This is a genomic window from Mesorhizobium sp. M9A.F.Ca.ET.002.03.1.2 (assembly GCF_003952365.1).
GTDB lineage: Bacteria > Pseudomonadota > Alphaproteobacteria > Rhizobiales > Rhizobiaceae > Mesorhizobium.
This window is the reverse complement of sequence record NZ_CP034443.1, coordinates 2,940,034-2,957,158: the sequence shown is the minus strand read 5'-3', so window position 1 is coordinate 2,957,158 and position 17,125 is coordinate 2,940,034. Positions and strand designations below refer to the sequence as shown.

At 62.2% G+C, this 17,125-nt stretch carries 10 protein-coding genes; 6 read left to right on the top strand and 4 right to left on the bottom strand.

All coding sequences use genetic code 11. The features are described from left to right. Nucleotides 1–2: 2 nt before the first annotated feature. Together EJ066_RS14290 and EJ066_RS14285 are read right to left on the bottom strand one after the other, a co-directional pair. Complete coding sequence (locus EJ066_RS14290) at nucleotides 3–635, bottom strand: hypothetical protein (RefSeq protein WP_126038596.1); 633 nt, start codon at nucleotides 633–635, stop codon at nucleotides 3–5. Between the two features lie 20 nt (nucleotides 636–655). Beyond that, nucleotides 656–1,306, bottom strand: coding sequence for a type III secretion protein (locus tag EJ066_RS14285; RefSeq protein ID WP_245455161.1), 651 nt, complete (start codon nucleotides 1,304–1,306; stop codon nucleotides 656–658). A 115-nt stretch (nucleotides 1,307–1,421) separates the two neighbouring features. Between EJ066_RS14285 and EJ066_RS14280 the strand changes: the two genes are divergently transcribed. Next, complete coding sequence (locus EJ066_RS14280) at nucleotides 1,422–2,249, top strand: L,D-transpeptidase (protein ID WP_348629326.1); 828 nt, start codon at nucleotides 1,422–1,424, stop codon at nucleotides 2,247–2,249. A 49-nt stretch (nucleotides 2,250–2,298) separates the two neighbouring features. Then, complete coding sequence (locus EJ066_RS14275) at nucleotides 2,299–3,261, top strand: LysR family transcriptional regulator (RefSeq protein WP_126038593.1); 963 nt, start codon at nucleotides 2,299–2,301, stop codon at nucleotides 3,259–3,261. Here EJ066_RS14275 and EJ066_RS14270 read toward each other — a convergent pair. After that, a complete protein-coding gene (locus EJ066_RS14270) occupies nucleotides 3,234–13,118 on the bottom strand; it encodes an SH3 domain-containing protein (protein WP_245455160.1) in 9,885 nt (3,294 codons plus the stop codon). The genes EJ066_RS14275 and EJ066_RS14270 overlap by 28 nt on opposite strands. A 12-nt stretch (nucleotides 13,119–13,130) precedes the next feature. Here EJ066_RS14270 and EJ066_RS32005 point away from each other — a divergent pair, with 12 nt between their 5' ends. Beyond that, nucleotides 13,131–13,904 (top strand): hypothetical protein, encoded by a 774-nt coding sequence (locus EJ066_RS32005; protein WP_245455159.1) that lies wholly within the window; start codon nucleotides 13,131–13,133, stop codon nucleotides 13,902–13,904. A gap of 193 nt (nucleotides 13,905–14,097) precedes the next feature. Beyond that, entirely contained in the window at nucleotides 14,098–14,682 is a 585-nt protein-coding gene (locus EJ066_RS32000; protein WP_245455158.1) for a hypothetical protein, read from the top strand. A 58-nt stretch (nucleotides 14,683–14,740) separates the two neighbouring features. Here EJ066_RS32000 and EJ066_RS14265 read toward each other — a convergent pair whose 3' ends face one another. Beyond that, nucleotides 14,741–15,601 (bottom strand): MurR/RpiR family transcriptional regulator, encoded by an 861-nt coding sequence (locus EJ066_RS14265; RefSeq protein WP_245455157.1) that lies wholly within the window; start codon nucleotides 15,599–15,601, stop codon nucleotides 14,741–14,743. Nucleotides 15,602–15,815: 214 nt separating this feature from the next. On the opposite strand from EJ066_RS14265, the gene EJ066_RS14260 reads away from it, so the two are divergent. Next, on the top strand, nucleotides 15,816–15,998 hold the full coding sequence (locus EJ066_RS14260; protein WP_189644482.1) for a hypothetical protein: 183 nt from the start codon (nucleotides 15,816–15,818) through the stop codon (nucleotides 15,996–15,998). A 124-nt stretch (nucleotides 15,999–16,122) separates the two neighbouring features. Continuing rightward, entirely contained in the window at nucleotides 16,123–17,124 is a 1,002-nt protein-coding gene (locus tag EJ066_RS14255; RefSeq protein WP_126038581.1) for an FHA domain-containing protein, read from the top strand. Nucleotide 17,125: the final 1 nt, after the last annotated feature.

The following is a 17,125-nucleotide window of genomic DNA, read 5'->3' as shown; positions in this document are numbered from 1 at the left end:
GCTTACTGTTGCTTGATAAGCGTGCTAGTGGATGACGTAACGGCCGTCACGCTGCTCGTAACCACCTCGAGATTGGCGGCTGCCCACATCACCGAAATGGATCGTTCGAGGAGTTGCTCGGCATTTTTTGCGGTGGCGTCTTCGCCTTCCTTGCCTGACGGGGCGGCCTTGCCGGCGGCCTCCTGGACGGTGGCCGTTTCAGCATTCACGGGGGCATTTGCCTGGCCAAGGGCCTTCTGGACCTGCTGCATGGTTCCTTCCAGCGACTGAACCGCAGAACCGAACAATGCCGACGGATCCGTGAACGCCCCGCCCCCTGACTTTTCCACCTCGGCCAGATAATCGAAGAGTTTGTGTTCGACCACCGGCTCGGTCCTTTCCAATTTGGAGGATTGTCCGGCCATTGCCGGATTGGCTCCCGAAGATGCCTGCGCCACCTGCTGGCCTGCCCGTGTGGCGACATCACCGCGCTCAGGCATAGCAGCCTTGGCGGCATCATGCTTTTCCTGATTGGCACCCACCATTCGGTTACCCGGCTGCGCTGCCGTGCCGGTGGTGATCTGCTGCTGCGAAGCTACGCTGGTGGTCAAGTTTGCCAGTGTGGCTTCCAGGGCTCCAATCGGCGCGATTTGCATGAACCTGCCCTCCTGCTTCCTTAGTTCGGTTTGCCGGAGGGGACATTCTGCGCCTCCGCCTGTTTTCCGCGGAAAACGCGGACCGGAACGACGTTGCCAGGATCCTGCTTCGTGGCCGGCGCCGCAGGAACTCCCAGTGTTTTCTTGACAAGCTCAACGTAGGATGGCGGCCCCGATACCGAGACAACATCGTCTTGTTTGGAAACCTTTATCGGAAACTTCGGATCGATGACCCCCAGCCGCGAAAGCCGATCTTCCGCACTGGCAGCCGCATTGGCATCAAGCGGAATCATTTCTGTCCGGACTTCAGCTTCGGTCGCGACGTTCATGACGATGCCGTCGAAATGCCAGACCAACCCGTATCGATTGCAAATCTCTTGCAGAAACTCGCGGGCCGTTCCAACCGGCATGCCGGCGCTTAAACGTCCCTTTACGAGCTTGCTGACACGCATGGGCACCCGCATGTTGCGGCCTAGCTCAACCAGCGCGTCGGGCACCGACTGGTCGACGGTGATGTATTTGTACGGGCCGGCAGGCCAGCGCGGTTCGGCGGCATTGGCCTGCGACGAGGCAAGGCCGAACGCTAGGATCGTCGCAAGACGGCAGGCGACGAAGGCAGCCCTCGATCCCGAGAACCGATCCGCATGGCAGGTGTCGCGTCCCGTCAACATTGGTCCTATCACAAAGGGACGCATGAGCGATGGCCCGCGTCCCTTGTCTTATGGTTTACCCGCCGATTCACTCTATCGCGCACGTCGCAGAATTGGAAGTCCAATTGGATTGCGCATGATCATTTGGTGCCAAATGTTGCGAACCGCCAGCAAAGCGATATGGTGCGCGCTGGAATCAGGTGATCGCTGGCTGGACGCCTGGATGCAGAAGGGATCGGTCTTAGTGGCGGCAAACATGATCCTGCATGCGGACTTGCCTGTTCCCGGCAGCGTTGCGGGATGCAAAGTCCTGGTCAGCCCGCGCCTTATCCAGAGATTGTGTGCATCAGTTCTAGTTGCTGCCACGATTGCTGCCATGGCGCCGGCGCAGGCCCAATCGAATAGTGGTTATGACCCGCGAAGCTGGACTTACGATCCGGCAAGAAATGTGCTGGTCTCCCCTTCCGCTCCCGACCAGACTTCGGATGGAGAAATCCGGCCCGAGTGGTCGGCAATCCCTAGGGAGATCGTGCATTTCAGCGAGGCTCAACCGAAGGGATCGATCGTGATCAACACCACGGAACGGCGCCTTTACTACGTCCTGGGGAACGGCAGGGCGCTGCGATACGCGGTTGGCGTTGGAAAGGAGGGATTGGAGTGGTCCGGCCGTGACACGATTTCGAGCAAAAAGAACTGGCCAGATTGGCGGCCGCCGGCCGAAATGCGCTCCAGAGAAGCATCAAAAGGCCGCTTCCTGCCCGCGCATGTCGAAGGAGGACCGAACAACCCATTGGGTGCGCGCGCACTGTATATCGGCAACACGCTTTATCGCGTCCACGGGACGAACCAGCCCTGGACCGTCGGACAGGCCAACTCCTCCGGTTGCATTCGCATGACCAACGAAGATGTCATCGATCTTTATGACCGAGTGAAGATCGGTACCCAGATTATTGTACGGCATTGATGGTTTGACGCCCCTTCCCCCGAAAGCCGCAGATGAGCGATCGACCGTCATGATACCTTTCAACATCAAGCAGCTCGAAACTTTTCTCCTGGTGGCCACCTTCGGAAGCTTTCGAAAGGCGGCGGAACGCCTGAACACCACGCAGCCGGCGGTGTCCACACGAATTGCCGGGCTGGAGGAAGCGCTGGGTGCCAGGCTGTTCGAGCGGCAGAGCAGCACCGTCAGGCTGACCGCCGAGGGACAACGGCTGCTACCGGCTGCTCAACGGGTTCTGCGCGTAGCGGAGCGGCTGCAACTGATGGCCAGTTCTCTTTCAGAGCCTTCAGAGACGACGAGGGTGCTGAGGCTTGGGGTTGCCGAAACGGTCGTGCACACTTGGCTCCCGGATTTCCTCAAGGCACTGCAAGCAAACTACCCGCTTGTCGAGACGGATATCGTCGTCGATGCGACGACCACCCTTCGAAACGAACTCATGTCACATCGGCTCGATCTAGCGGTGCTGATGGGCCCTGTCCTGGAGTACAGCATCGAGAATATCGCGATGCCGTCCTTTCCTCTTGTTTGGGTCTGCTCGCCGCAATTGGAATTGCCCAACCGACGCAAGGTGACGCTAAACGACCTGATGCAGTTTCCAATCATCAGCTACGCGCGCGCCACGAAACCCTATAGCGAGCTCTATCGCAAACTTACTGGCGAATTCGAAGAGACACCGCGCATCTTTCCTGCCAATTCGCTGGCCGCTTCCATCAAGATGACACTCAACGGAATCGGAATAGCCTCCCTGCCTGAGGGAGTCGTCGAAGATTATATCGCAAGCGGTAAACTGCGCATCGTCGAATGCGAATGGCACCCGTCCGACTTGCAGTTTACCGCCTCCTACTCTTCCGAACCATCCAATCCGATAGCGGAGCGGGCGGCAAAGCTGGCGGCCTGCGTTGCGCATGCATATGCTGCGAGAACCGATAAGCTTAGGCTCGCGGTTTCTCAGCCGACCAAGGTGGCCGGCAGGTAGATGCGGTCGCCTGAGAAGATCAGATCCGGGCTCAGGATATGATCCATGTTGAGCACCACCGTCTGCGCCACATCCGCAGAATGGGTCTTTGCGATCAGGCGAATGCTGTCGCCATCCTTGACCTCGACCCACTGATAGCCGTCTTTCTCCAGCGTTGGGTTCGTGCGGCCCTCAGGATTGCTGCTGCCCTCGGCATGAGCCTCGACATAGTCGCCGGAAACCCATCCGCTATGCATTTCGCCGTCTGGTCCGAAACCCTCGACGGGTATCCAGGCCTCTCCTGACGGATCGGTCGATGGCTTCGCGGTCTGTTCGACGAATGCGCCGGGTTGCAGAACCGTTACCACGGTCGAATCCCCGTCAGGCTGGGTCCGCAAATTCAGGCCGTCATCGGCGACCACGACAAGTTGCGGGAAATCCTCCGGCAGGGTTTGCGGCTCATCTGGGACATCCGAAGGATCATCGGGTTGCTGGGACGAGTCATCGCCATTCGGTTTTTTCGGATCGGGTGGAGGGGTCGTCTTCGGGCCCTCCCAAGGCTCCGCGAGCAGGGCGTCCAGCGAGAAGAGAAGCATTCCAACGCCGAACGTGATGCCCAGAGTCCACCGATCCAATGCAGCCCATCTTTTGTCGGACTTTTCCGCCGCCGCTATATCAGCATCGGTTCGCGGCACTGAACGGCGATTCGCCTGGTCCGTCCTGTAGGCGGATGCCCAGAATTCCGCGCAGCCGAACGTGAACATGGTGCCGGCGACTGTGGCGATCGGCGCCGGCCAGGACTGCACCGTATAGAAGGCGCAGCCAAGCACATAGCCGGGTCCAGCCAGATATTCGGCCAGGTTTCGGATCACCGGTCTGCCGGTGAACGACTGCAGCATCGATTTCGTGCCATAGACGATGTTGCCGAGCGTGAACGTGCTGTTGACGACAAGATCCTTACCCTGGATCATCCCGGTCGCGGCACCTGGCGCTGCGGCAATGAATGTGGCTCCGCCGAGCGCGTTGAGGAATCGCCCGAACGGCTTGTGACTTGCGGTTGCATTGGGGAAGAGCGCCTGCGCACCGAAAACGACACCTCGCACGCCAAATGCCACCGCTCCGGCGGTGGCGGTCCAGGTTGGCGGCAGCGAGCTCCACAGCATGTAGGACGTGCCCGCCATGGTGCCGAAGGTGTCCAGCGCAGCCTGATATTCCTTGGTCCGCGAATAAACCAGCGCGCCTTCCACAAGTGTCCGCTGATCCGGCGTCATCGACGTTTTGTGGGTCGCCCGAAATGTCGTCAGCTGCAGCACCGAGAGCGCATTGGTCTGATCCCCACTCATCCACCCGAACTGCTCAAGCGTGAACTTGCGGAACTGGCCGGGGCTCATTTCCCCGTACTGTTTTGGTGTCGCCGCTTCGATCTGCGGCTGGGTCAGAGCTTCGGTGTGGTGGATTGTGAAGGCACCCCATTGATCGCGGGTCAGCACCGGAATCTGCTTCTCGCTCAGCCACGGCACCTGCTTGGGATCGAGCTTCGCCACGTCCACGGAACCGATCATGGTTTCGGGGATGGCCGGAACCAGGCGCTCGGTGAGGTTCTTCAGCAATCCGGCCTCGCCCAGATCCTTGAATTGCTGTGATGTGAACTTCGCGACCTGGCTGGGCTTGAACCATGGAACCTGGCGCGCTTCCAGCGTCGACACATCAACGAACTCGACCATGTCTCCTTTTATCGCCCGCAACTGTGGTTTCGTCAGGTGAGGCGTCAAACCGGTTTTACCGAGATCCCGGAACTGCTGGTCTGTCACATTCCGAATGTGGCCCTCGGTCAGCCAAGGAATCTGTTTCCCCTCGAGGCCCGCGATGTTGACCTGGCCTATCTTTGCCTTCGGGATACCGCGCAGTTGGCTCTTGGTCAGATAGGGCAGCAAGCCGGCCTGATCCATGTCGCGGAACTGCTGTTCCGTCAGCTCGGCCACCTGCTCGCGCTTAAGCCATGGAATCTGGTTCGGCTGGAAATCGCCCATGACGAGATCTGGCACCTGGTCAAGCGGAACCGCTCTGACGCCATCGCGGGTGAGCGGCCCACTGTTCGGATCAGGCTGGCCCCTGGTAGCCGGGCCGGGACGACCGGTTTCAGCCGGGGGATGCGAGCCAGTGGACGCATAGTAGTCGTACAGTTCGTCCGCATACCTGCTATAAAACTCTTGGTACGTAACGTCGGCCGTGCTCGTCTCCTTTTCGCTGAACAGCGTCGCCATTTCCCCAACGGCTTGCGATCTATCGATGTCGCCGGCCTTGTAACGGGCGAATACATCGGCCTGCGCTGGATTCCACTCGGCGCCCAGAATGGCGGCCGGCTTGCCGCCATTGACTGTAAGCTCGTCAGCAGCGGTATATTGAACGAATGTCGCTTCGCCCTCGACGTTCAAATAGGCGGCCACGACGGCATCCTTGTATGCCTGACGACCCGGAAAATTGTCGGGATGGAGGTCGATTGGAGCGTCCGAAACGTGGGACAGCTCATGGCCGAGCATGTCGACGAATTCGGCAAGTACGGTGTCCGCATCCGGGGCATGGAGTGCCTCGGGATCGACAAAGACTACTCCCAATTCGTTGACGTATTGTGATCCGGTTGCGGTTAGATCGTCGCCGGAATTCGCGTCAAAAATCCGGAGGTCGTTCCGTGCCGGATTGACGATGCGTACGCCTTCTGCGTGGGAATGACGCAAAAGTTCCATCAGCGTCGGTGACCGGCTGAGCTGATCTGCAAGATCAGCTTTGGTCATTTCCGGCATGCCGAGATTCTGAGGCAACATGTGGTCCAGCAGGCTCGACGCTTCCTGGCGGTTGGCGGCGATTTCGGCGTCAGTCAGCGGTTTGGCGAGCGGTGAGTCCTGCACGCTGCCAGCCTCCATGGCGGACCTATCGAGGGGTGACCGGGGACCCGGGCTCCTCGGACCAACCGGGCCATCGCCAGCTGGCGGCAAGGCGTTCGGCGGCGGCGAATTTTGCTGCACGTCCTGCTCGAGCAGCCTGTTGAGGTAATGGGCCTGCGTGTCGGTCAATTCGATGCGGGCCTGCTGATTGAGCTGCTGGCGCAAGGCCTTCCAGGCAGGTCCGCTCATGCCGTCGGGCCGCCTGCCGACGGTGGCGAACGGGTCCGGGTAGGGCGCGGTGCCCAGTTCCGGGAACACATCCGACACGCGCTGGCCGGCGAACCTCAAATCGCCGTGCGGCGATGCCGCGACCTCGGCGAGGTAGGTGTCGAGATGATCCAGGACGTCCGGCGTCAGCCGCCCGTCCGATGCTTCCAGCGCGAAGAAAACCTTCTGCGCGCCTTCGGAGGATCCGGGGTGTGCGCGGGCGGAGCGCGTGTGCGGCACCAGATCCTTCCTCACCGAGCCGAGTTCCACCGTCGTTACCGGCCATTGCCCAAAGTTCACTGCAAAACCGGCGCCGTGATCCTTGCGGTCCAGGCGGTTGAGCGGCCCGGCGCCCGCCTCGCGCGGAACGCCCTCGAAGGCGGGGCTACCGCGCCAGGGTTCCTTGCCGCCTCCGAAGGGCGCAATGATGTTGTAGTTCCGGTAGAGGACACGATCCTCGAAACCGGGCACCTTGCCTTCGGAGCTATAGTGGCTGGCACCACCTCTCGTGGCCTCCTCCCAGAAGGAGGCCGCCCTTTGGCTGAGCGGGCCAGGCTCCCTGTGCGTATACCCCGGCCGACCGCCCTCGCCGCCGAGATAGAGCAGCGTGCGTTTGACGTAGGCCCCACTCAGAGAGAAGCCAGCGATGGATATGGAAGCGCCAACGGCGTTTTCGCTCTGGAACGTGTTCTTCGACAGCATCGGCGCCGATGCGACCCACCGGGCGGATGGAGCCGCCGCCTCGTCATAAGCGAAATTCGGCCGGAATCCATTGGCGAAGAGTTTTTGGCCTTTTGCGTCATTGGGGTGGACCGGAAGAAGAAAGCCAGTGCCGTCCGGGCCGTTGTTTTTCAGGCTGAGTTCTCCATAGACCTGCCGGCTAGGCAGCGGCACTTTGATGCCGAGCATCGATCCGCCGAGGCCGACTACTGTGGCGACCTGGTCGTTCAGGATCGGCCCACCCAAGACATTGGCTTCGTGTTCCTGCAGAAACCAGGAAACGGTGGCGCGGTCGGACCGCCAGACCCCTTGTGCATCGGTGAAGAATGTCGGGGCGCGCCACGAACTCGCCTTGTCGGCATCCCGCAACCGCTCCAGCAGGACAGGCACCTCGCTGTTGATTTCGGTCCCGGCCCTGGGCTTGCTCCCGGGCAGCGCGTTCTCCAAGGCGTGCGCGAGCGACTGGACCGCGGGGTCCGCGGATTTCTGCTGGTTGGCGGCGTAACCGCGCATCTCTCGCCAAAGATACGGTGTCCAGGTCTCGTGGCCGGACAGGACCCTCTCATTGTAGCGGCCTTCCGGCGAAAGCTTGCCGGCGGGGTTGAACGAAGACTCCGGTTGAAGCTTCGGACCGTAGACCCACGTGCTGCCACTGTCGGCCTCCAGGACTTGCATGAGCGCGTCCTGCTGCGCGGCGGTCACCGCCTTGCCGGGCTTCGTAGCGCGACCTTTGAAGACGGGCGCGGCGGCATTTGCCGCAGCAGCAAGACTGGGATCGGTGGAGCCCGACGCGGTCTTCAAGTAGTCGCCGACGATGCCGCGGCCGGCATCGGTCCAGCGCGCTTCTCCAGGCAGCGCGCCGTCGGTGAGGAGTTGCTCGCCGCTGGGCAGCCTGCCGTCGGACGACAGGCCAAGCCGGTCGATCACCTCTCCAGGCGCGACAGGCAGCTTGCCCTGGGCGCTGAACACCTGGAGCGTCGTCAAGCCGTTCATCGAAAGCTGGTCGACCGGCTTTGAGCCGGTGAACAGGCTCTGTCCGTCGGCGTCCAGCATCTCGACAAGCGCACGATGCTGGGCCGGCGTCATCTCCGTGCCGGCTTGAGGCAGACCCTTGCCGCCGAGTTGCACCCTGGTCCTGGTCACCGCGTCGCGGACGACCGGATCGCTGGAACGTTCGAGCGATCCAAGATAGTCGCCGACGAGCTGCACCTGCTCGGGCATCCACGTCGGCGCGGGCGTCGCCGCATCGTCGGGAAGCGCCGGCAAGGTCGCGGCGAGGGTCTCGCCGAGCGCCGAGCGATGGCTGACTTCCGGATTGTCGGCAGGATCGAACGTATGGACTTCCCGTGCCGGGGTGTTGACCCTGAGCTGGCCGTTCGGCGTGGTTATCGACCCGCGCTTGGCGCGTTCGACCGTCGGGCCGGAACCCAGGTAGCCGGCCTCCGTGGCGTGCTCGCCCGGCAGGACGATGTCGCGGGTCATGCTCGCCTGCGGGCCGGCCATGATGACCTTGGCCGGCAGGTATTCGCCGCCGGCCTCCACATAGATATCCTGTCCGGCGGTGACGCCGTCCTGCGGAACCGGCCGGTGATAGATGCTGTCGACCAACTCGCCGAGCCTCGGATAGTCATAGCGGGGTTCGGTATTCATATAGCGCGTGCCGACGCGCCGCAGGCCGGCTTTGACGGCATTGAACGTCTGGCCGAAGCTGTACGGGTTTGACGAGAAATTGTTGATGACCGGCGTGCCGTCGGGCCGAACCGGGCTGGGGTGCCCGGTGTCCGTCACGGCCGGCGGCTCCGTGCGGGCGTTCGGATCGGCTGTCCAGCGGCCGTCGGCGCCGAGATAAAGCACCGGCAAGGAAGGGTCGAGCTCGACAGGAGCCGGCACTGGCTCCGGCGCAGCCGTGATCGCCTTGGGTTCGGGTATGGCGACAACCCTGTGCCCCTCCGGTAGGTTGAAATCGACGAGCATCTCGCCGGTATGGCGGTTGCCGAGAGTGTAGCGCATCAACGGGCGGGTGCCTTCCGCCCCACCTTCCGGCAGCTTCGCTCCGGAAGGCCCCTGCCGCTCGGTGGTTTCGCGGCTCGAAACGTCGCGTGTATCCGTTTCGGACTGAAGCAGGAGCTCGTCCGGAGTGGCCAGCACGACCGGGTCGGAAGGGCGTGCGCCGTCGAGATAGCCCGTCTGCTGCGGATCCTTGCCGCTAGTGTAGGTGTATTCCGCGGGATTGGGCCTCGGCATGCCGGTGAACGTCTTGGTTGCCGGGTCCCAGACGAGCCGGAAGCCGCTCTCGGCCGGGCGCGTCGTTCCGTCGCCGCGGACCGGCGGAACCACGATCGGATCGCCGTCGGCGGGGACGCGCACATTCTGCTCACGCGCTTCCTGGGCGCCTCGGTCGCTGGCATTCTCGGGATCGCCGCGCTCGCCCGGGGCGCTCGGCGCTTCATCGTGGACGTTGACAACCGTCCCCTCGACGACGGGGTGGCTGGGATCGTGGAAGACCAGTTCGTCGGTCGGGCGATAGACGCCGTCGGGGCCTTGCTCATGCACGACGATCGGCCGCGACGGCTGGCCGTCGCCTGATGGATCACCCTTGCCGCCCGTGGGTGGCGGCGGGTTCGGACCATCGGACTCGCCGGCCGGCAGCGCGCGCTGACCGGGATTTCCGGCCTCCGCCGCGTTGCGGAAACCTCCCCGGTCACCGAAACCAGGCCCCTGCTGGCCGGACGTTTCTCCGACCACGTCGCCATCGATGATGATCTCATCTGGATCCGGCATGACCTGTTCGCCGGTGGGCCTGTAGACACCGTCAGGGCCCATCTCGTAGACGGCCCGCGGTTGCGGCCCCGAATCCGGTCCGCCAGGAAAACTGGCCGACGTATGAGTTCCGCTCCGAGTACCGCCCGTTCCAGGCATGTTGGACAACAGCGAGCGGCCGCCCAAGCCCGTGCCGACAGTGCCGACGCCTATGCCCATGACTGCGTTCGCGAGCTCGAGCAGGGACATCTCGCCGCCATGCGCCGCCAGATCTTCCACCGATTTACCGAGCAGTGGAACACCGGTAACCACGGCGCCGGCATCGAGGGTCCACGCAGCGTTCGTCAGCTTGTTGCCGCTCTGCATAAACTCCGAGACCTTACCAGCATAAGAGGCCTCCTGCACGTTCACCTGGAATCTGCCGATGCCCCAGCTGGCATCCTTCATGCGGGTCATCCCGAAGCCGCCTGCGAAGGCCTTGGAGGTGGACAAACCGGACTTGGCCAGGCCGAATGTGCGCAGGGCGCCGGCGCCTACGGGCAGGAATGCGGTTACGCCGGTTGTGATATTCCAGGCCGACTGGCTGTCGAAGTCGCCGCCCTGAAGAAGATGCTCACCCTCCCTGTACAGGGCCTTACCGCCCAGGGCCGCACCAGAGGTGATCGCGATTGGAATGGCCCATTGACCGCCCGGCACGAACGAGACGATGGTGGCGGCGCCCGCCACGATGCCAAGGCCAATGTCGGTAGCCTTGTCCCAGAAATCCACTTTGCGTGCGTCGGCCACTTCCAGTTCGTCGAGCGAAAAACCATCCTCGCCGAGCGACATGTCGCCGCCCTTGGCCATGACCAGATTGCCCTTCTCGCTGAAGATGCGATTCTCGTGCTGGAATTCATCGAAGGTGCTGTAATATTTACCAGAACTGTCGACATAGCCGGCTTCGTTTCCATCGCTCTTGATCGCGAACAGCGCGGTTGACGATTCCACCCCGCCGTCGAGGGCGAAGATCGGCACGATCTTGACCTCGGCGTTGTCGCCGGCGCGGTCGGTGATTTCTTCGGTGACCTTGTCGACGCCTTCGCTCGATGGGCCGAGGATCTGACCAACGGCAGTGCTGAGTTCGTCCGGCGTATATGTCTCGTATTCGCCGGTGAAGCCGGCCTCGTAGAGGTTCTCGAACTGAACCTGATAGCCGGCCAGCGCCTGGTCCCGGTGTTCTTCAAAATACTCGTTCTTGAGTTCCGCCTCGTGCTCCTCCAAACCATATTCGAGAAGCTTGGGGTGGCTTGCCGAAAAAGCGTACCAGTCGCGCCCCGCCACCATCGCCGGCCGCACGTTTTCTTCCCAGTTTTCCAGGCTGTCTTTGTCGGCTTCCGCCTGGCTCCGTTCGATTTCCGCCGCCGCGACTTCAGGGTGCACCCACAGCATCTGGCCGTCTATTTCGATCTGGACCGCCTTGCCGCTGGCGCCGATCGCGCCCGGTCCGTCCTGTTCGTAGGCCGCGGCAACCTCCGGCGCGACCCACAGGTCGTGGCCGTCCACCGTGATCTTCACCGCCGTCTCGCCCGGCTTCAACGTGCCGGCGGGCGCCTCCACGGTTCCCGGCCCGTGGTCGGTGATCGCCTGGTCGCGCGCTGCCGTCGCGTCGACGAGCGCCGTCTTCGCATCTCTCAGCCCGGCATCGAGCTGGTCGACCTGCACGCCGACAATCTTCGACTTGGCTGCGTCCAGCGCCGATTGCGATCCCGTACCGTTCGGTGTGCATACGGTTGCCGACGACGTGTCATGCGTCGAGGCCAGCATCTCCTGCCATTGCTTGTTGAGCGGATCGTTGCGGAAGTCTTCCCTGATATTCTCGTCGTTGAGGTCATATGTCAGGGCAGATTTATGTACGTTCGTGTCATCCCCATTCTCGTCGGTGAACGTGGCGTTCTCATAGACGGTAACGACATAGAGCTGACCGTTCTCCTCGATTATGTCCTGCGATTTTATCTTGCCGGTAAACTCACCATGTCCATTGGTATACCCTTCCCAATCGAAATGGTGCGGGTTTCTTTCCTGCGCCTGCGCAAGCAGTTGCTGCTTGAGAGGCTCCATGGTAACGGCAAGATCCGCCGCCTCTTTCTGCGCAACCCCATACTCCTGATATGCCTCGGCCAGGGTCACCTGATTGGCCGCGGCCCCCTGCAGCTCTTTCAGGCCCGTCAACCGATTGTCGATCTCTGTATACTCGGGGCTTCCAGGTTTGGCATCGGTAAGCTTCAGCTCCAGCTCGGTCGAGCTGATCATTTGGTCGATCGTGGCCTTGTTGCCGTTGGCGGTGTGTAGCGAAACGTTTGTAAAGAGCTCGGCGACCTCCGCGTGCGCGGCCTTTCCTTGTTGGTTGGTTTCCTCGGCACTGGGGCCATCCATGCTACGGGCAGCCGTCTGGTTGGGATCGCTGAGCGTCGGCAGGTCTACCTGTTTGTCGATCGCTTCGAGGAGACTGTCCTCCGCCTGCTCGTATTCGGCCCGGGCAGTGCTGGCGCTTTCGAGCGCGTTATTGGCGAGGGTCAACCGGTTTTGCGCATCCGCCAGCGTACCCTTCGGTTCGGGCGGCCCCCAATCCAGTCCATAAGGTGCCAGCACCTCGTCGAGCGTCGACTCGGCACCCTCCATGGCGTTCTTGTATTCAGGGTCCAGCGCATAAACATCGAGTTGCGCCGCGCTCTGCTCGGGCCTTGCCTGTGCCTCGCCGAGGTTCGCAATCGCCACGTTCTCGGCTGCGATCGCCTTGGCCACCTCCGGGTCGAACCATTTCCAGCTCCCGTCGACCAGCAATGGCACCCACTTCCCGCCCGAAGGAGCCGTGGGTGACGGTGGGTTCCCGTACGGACCAACCGACGTGGGACCACCGTCGAGAGTCGCGCCGGTTGCGTCTTGTCCCGGACCATATTCTTCCATTGCAGCGACCACGGCCTGCTGCTTCTCAAGCGCCTCCGTGGTCAGCTCTGGCGTCGCCCCGCCGAATATGCCGTCCAGCGTCGTCTTGACGACCAGATCCTCCTTGGCCTGCTCCGGGTCACTGCTGTTCGGATTGATGGAAAGCAGCAGCTCTGCCAGCGCCTGTTGTGCGGTGCCGGCCGCGATATCCGTGACGGCGCCGGTCGTATCGTTGGTCAGCGTAATCTTGCCGTCTGGCGACGTGGTCAGCGTGTAGCCGTTAAACGTCACATTGACGGTGGTCTTGGTACCGCCCTCGATCACCACGGTTTCCCCGGGATGAATAAGGTCGGGATCGCGCGGAGAGGTGAACAGCTCCGGATTGCTTTCGGCGAGATCTTCGAGCGTCACACCGTGCGCCTCGGCGATATCGCTCAGATTGTCGCCGGGCTGGACCTCGTAGTCGATCGGCTCGCCGTCATTCAACGTCTCGACGATGGTTTCGGTGCGTCGGCCGTCCTTGTCGAATACAATTGTCGTTTCGGTGTTGTTCCTGGGGTCGACGATGGTGGTGGTCTGCTCGCCGGTCTCGGTGTTGCGCTCGGTGTGGCTGGTCCTGCCATTGCCGTCGATCGAGTCGGTCGTCTCGGTATTCCCCTCCACGGTCGTCACCGAGGTCGAACCGTGATGATAGTCGTTGTTGTAGGTGACCGTCCTGCCGGTCTCCGGATCGGTGACGACGATCTGCAGGGTTTCGCCTGGGTCGCCGCCCTGCGTCACCTCGAGGCCGGCGGCATTCAGTTCGGCGATCACCTGCTCGGGCGTGAGATCGCTCGCCTCGGCGATTTCTTCGAAGCTCTTGCCTTCGGCAAGCTGTTCCTGGATCGACGGTGCGTCAGAGCCGTCCGCTGCCTGCGAATGCGCCAGGATTACTTCTTCGCCATCCGGCCCCGTGACCGTGGTTACCGGCAAAGCGACGCTGTTGTTGGGCGTTACCGTCTCAACCTTTGCGCCGTTCGGCAGGGCCTTCTCCACCGTGACGGTGCCGTCGGCGGCCGTGTGGGTAGTGGTGGTGGTACCGGTCTGCGGGTTCGACGTGCGTTCGGTGACTGAGCCGTCGCCGAGATCGTCCACGAACCTGGTCGTGATCGCGCCTGTCTCCGCGTCGACACTGGTGGTTTCCTTGCGGCCGAGATCGTCACGGATCGGCGAGGAGGTCGCCTGTCCGTCGGGACCCGTCACTTCGGTGTAATAGCCGCCGTGGTGATAATCCTGGTTTTCGGTGATCTCGCGACCGCTGCCGTCGGTGATCACCACCGTACGGGTGTCGCCGTTGGCATGTTCATACGCCGTCGCCGTCATGTCGCCGGCATTCAGAGCCGCCACCACCTCCTCGGGAGTCATGTTCCGCTCGTCGGCGATGTTGTCGATACTTTTGCCGCCTTCGATCGCCTCGAGAATGTCCTTCGCCGTGGTGACTTCCGGTGAAACACCGCCGTCGTCGGGCTCACCACTGGTCAGCAGGAGGTTTGGCGTACCGCCGAAATTCTGCGTCGTGAAAAGCGCAGGGGCGGCGGTGGTGCCGCCGTTGCCGTTTGCTGCGGTGACTGCGGCAGGCAGCCCCGGTGCTGGCTGCGCCGCCGGGGCAGTCGGCTGTGCCGTCGTCAGTTCCGCATTGACCTGCGTCAGCCGCTGGCGAGCGGTCGCGGCCGCGTCGGCCTCGCCCATCCTGTTGGCAAGCCGGATTTCATTTTGCAATTTCGTGGCTTCGGCCTGCAGCCGCGTAACCTGCTCGGCATTGGCCTTTGGGTCGACCCTGGGCGGCGGCGGAGGCTTGAGGGTGGTAATCGGGCGGATCATCAAACAACCTCCGGAGCCGGTCCAGTCATAGTTCAGGCCGTCTGCCTGCCGTCAACGCCCCCGCGCCCGACAGTGGAAGCCCCGGCCACTTACCGGGGCGGCTTCCAATAAACATCGAGGGCGGCGAGTTCTTCCTCGACCTCCCTCGCCTTCCCTTCGGCATTCGCGCCGGATTTGGTGGCGATCAGCGCGGCCAGTATTTCGGTCGCGGCAAGAGCCGGCGCCATGCTCCTGAAATATGACTGCGAGCCTGTGGTGACGATCATGCTCTCGCGCGCCATCCTGGCCAGTGGCGACACACTGCTGTCCGTGATCGCCACGACCGCCACTCGGCGTTCTGCCGCCTGACGCGCCACTTCGATCGTCGCCCGGGAATAAGGTGCCAGGCTTATCGCCAGCACCGCATCGCCGGCGCCGGCGCCGCGCAAGGCATCGATACCCATAGCGCCGGAGGCATCCAGAAGTCTCACCTCGCAGCCCAGGAAAGAAAGCGTGTGCACGAAATGTTGCGCGACGGCCTGCTCCGATCGCAGGCCGAGGCAGAATAGCTTGCGTGAGCCGGCGAGGACATTCGCCGCCGCGATGAACTGCGTGGCGTTGCCGTACTCGCCGAGACTGGCAATCTGGGCAGCAACCGCATCGGCTACGACGCCTACCGTCGAGAAGCCGCCGTCGCCGGCCAGCTGCGTCTCCACCAAGCGCGCGGACGCGCCGGACAGGCTACCCGGTTCGCGCATCGCTTTCGCATAAAGGCTGCGCATATCCTCGTAGCCTTCAAGGCCAAGCCATCGCGCCAACCGCATCATCGTGCTGTGCGAAACGCCGGCCTGATGCGCCTGCTCGCGCATCGACATCAGTGCGACATCCTTAGGATGATCGAGCACGAAGCGCGCGGCGACCCGCAGCTGCGGCGGCATATTCTCGAACCGTTCGACCAACAGCTCCGCCAACGGACCTTGTTCCATTCTGAAATACCCCATTCACCCCAATGGCAGGTTACTCCCCCAATGTCGGCAATGCAACAGTTGGAACTGAAGTGGTTCATATATTCCAAGTGGACTTTCATTTTCGATCAGGCTGCCTTAAGCTGCTTGCGCAACCTGCCGGATCGCATCGGCGTGATTCCGGAGTCTGTAACTTGAATGGTCCCTCAAGGAGACAATGATGGCGCCTACCCCTCCCATTACATCCGGCTCTGCCGGGTCGCCGGAACAGAACCTGGACAAGATGATCAAGCATCAGGAGCGCATGTTTGGCCTCGAGATCACAAAAGAGATCGCGAAATCCCAACATGACATGCTGATGAGCACCGCGAGGACGCTCGGCCAATCGGCTGAAAAGGCCTAAGGCGAGAGAGTCTCGAAGCCATGCGCCGCCGCAAGCACTCGGCGGCGTACTTTAACGGCAGGAATGTTTCGCGGCCGTCGTCAGGTTGTGTCTGAAAATGGTCATCGGCGGGAGATGAAGTGGCATGACCGCTAATTCTATCGGCAGGTATTGGGACGTGGCGCCCGCGCGCCGGCTCCGATCGATTATCGCCCGCTCCCCGGCATCCGGACATTCCATTGCGCTCAGCGTAATTCACGGATTTCACGCTGGCGCTGAACTCAGTCTGGTCGAGCCTATATACACAGTTGGCTCCAGCACAGAGTCGGACATTGTCCTCAGGGATGCCGGTATCGCGCCGGTCCACGCAAGATTACGGCGCAAGGGCAGCCAAATTGAAATCGAAGCCGTCGGCGGCGATGTCATACTCGCCACGGGCGAGACTATCCATGAAGGCCAAGGCAGCCGCTGCAGGCTGCCGCTCACGATAAGTATCGCCGATGCCCACATCCGGCTGGTCAACCGGGAACGCCCGCAGAATCGCTGGTCTGTTTCCGATCGCCCCCTCCTGGTTGCAGGCAGCGTTCTCTTTGCCGTATTCGCTGTTTCCGTCGCTGCGAATGGGTTCTCTTTCGCCAAGCCCGACATTGGCAAAAAGATATCCTCTCAAGACGGTGAACCGATCAGAGTGGCCTTCGCTGGTGAGGCAGGACAAAGCGTCCTGGACGATTCATCACCAACACAGATACACGGTGCCGCCGACGCGGAAAGCCAGCTCAAGCTGCGCCTCGAGCAGTCCGGCATCAGCACATTGACCGTTCAACGATCACCTGGACGGCTCGTGGTCTCGGGTATGATCCCCAATGACAAGAGTGGTGTCTGGACCGAAACGCAATCTTGGTTCGACCAGGCGTTCGGCGCGCACATCCCCCTCGTTTCCAATGTCATAATCGGCAATGCCGAGCAGGCTCCGCGCCTGACGCTGCAGGCGATCTGGTATGGCGAGCGGCCCTATGTCATCGCCGCCGACGGCGCACGCTATCATGAAGGTGCGTTCACCAATGACGGTTGGACCATCACGCACATCGGCGAGACGGAACTTCTCCTGACGAAGGGCGGCGCCACGGTCGCGCTGAAATATCCGTGAA

What these genes read in the sequence shown, in the direction of transcription:
- EJ066_RS14290 (WP_126038596.1), bottom strand. Translation starts at nt 635, where the DNA reads ATGCAAATCGCGCCGATTGGAGCCCTGGAAGCCACACTGGCAAACTTG.
- EJ066_RS14285 (WP_245455161.1), bottom strand. Translation starts at nt 1,306, where the DNA reads ATGTTGACGGGACGCGACACCTGCCATGCGGATCGGTTCTCGGGATCG.
- EJ066_RS14280 (WP_348629326.1), top strand. Translation starts at nt 1,422, where the DNA reads ATGATCATTTGGTGCCAAATGTTGCGAACCGCCAGCAAAGCGATATGG.
- EJ066_RS14275 (WP_126038593.1), top strand. Translation starts at nt 2,299, where the DNA reads ATGATACCTTTCAACATCAAGCAGCTCGAAACTTTTCTCCTGGTGGCC.
- EJ066_RS32005 (WP_245455159.1), top strand. Translation starts at nt 13,131, where the DNA reads ATGAATAAGGTCGGGATCGCGCGGAGAGGTGAACAGCTCCGGATTGCT.
- EJ066_RS14260 (WP_189644482.1), top strand. Translation starts at nt 15,816, where the DNA reads ATGGCGCCTACCCCTCCCATTACATCCGGCTCTGCCGGGTCGCCGGAA.
- EJ066_RS14255 (WP_126038581.1), top strand. Translation starts at nt 16,123, where the DNA reads ATGACCGCTAATTCTATCGGCAGGTATTGGGACGTGGCGCCCGCGCGC.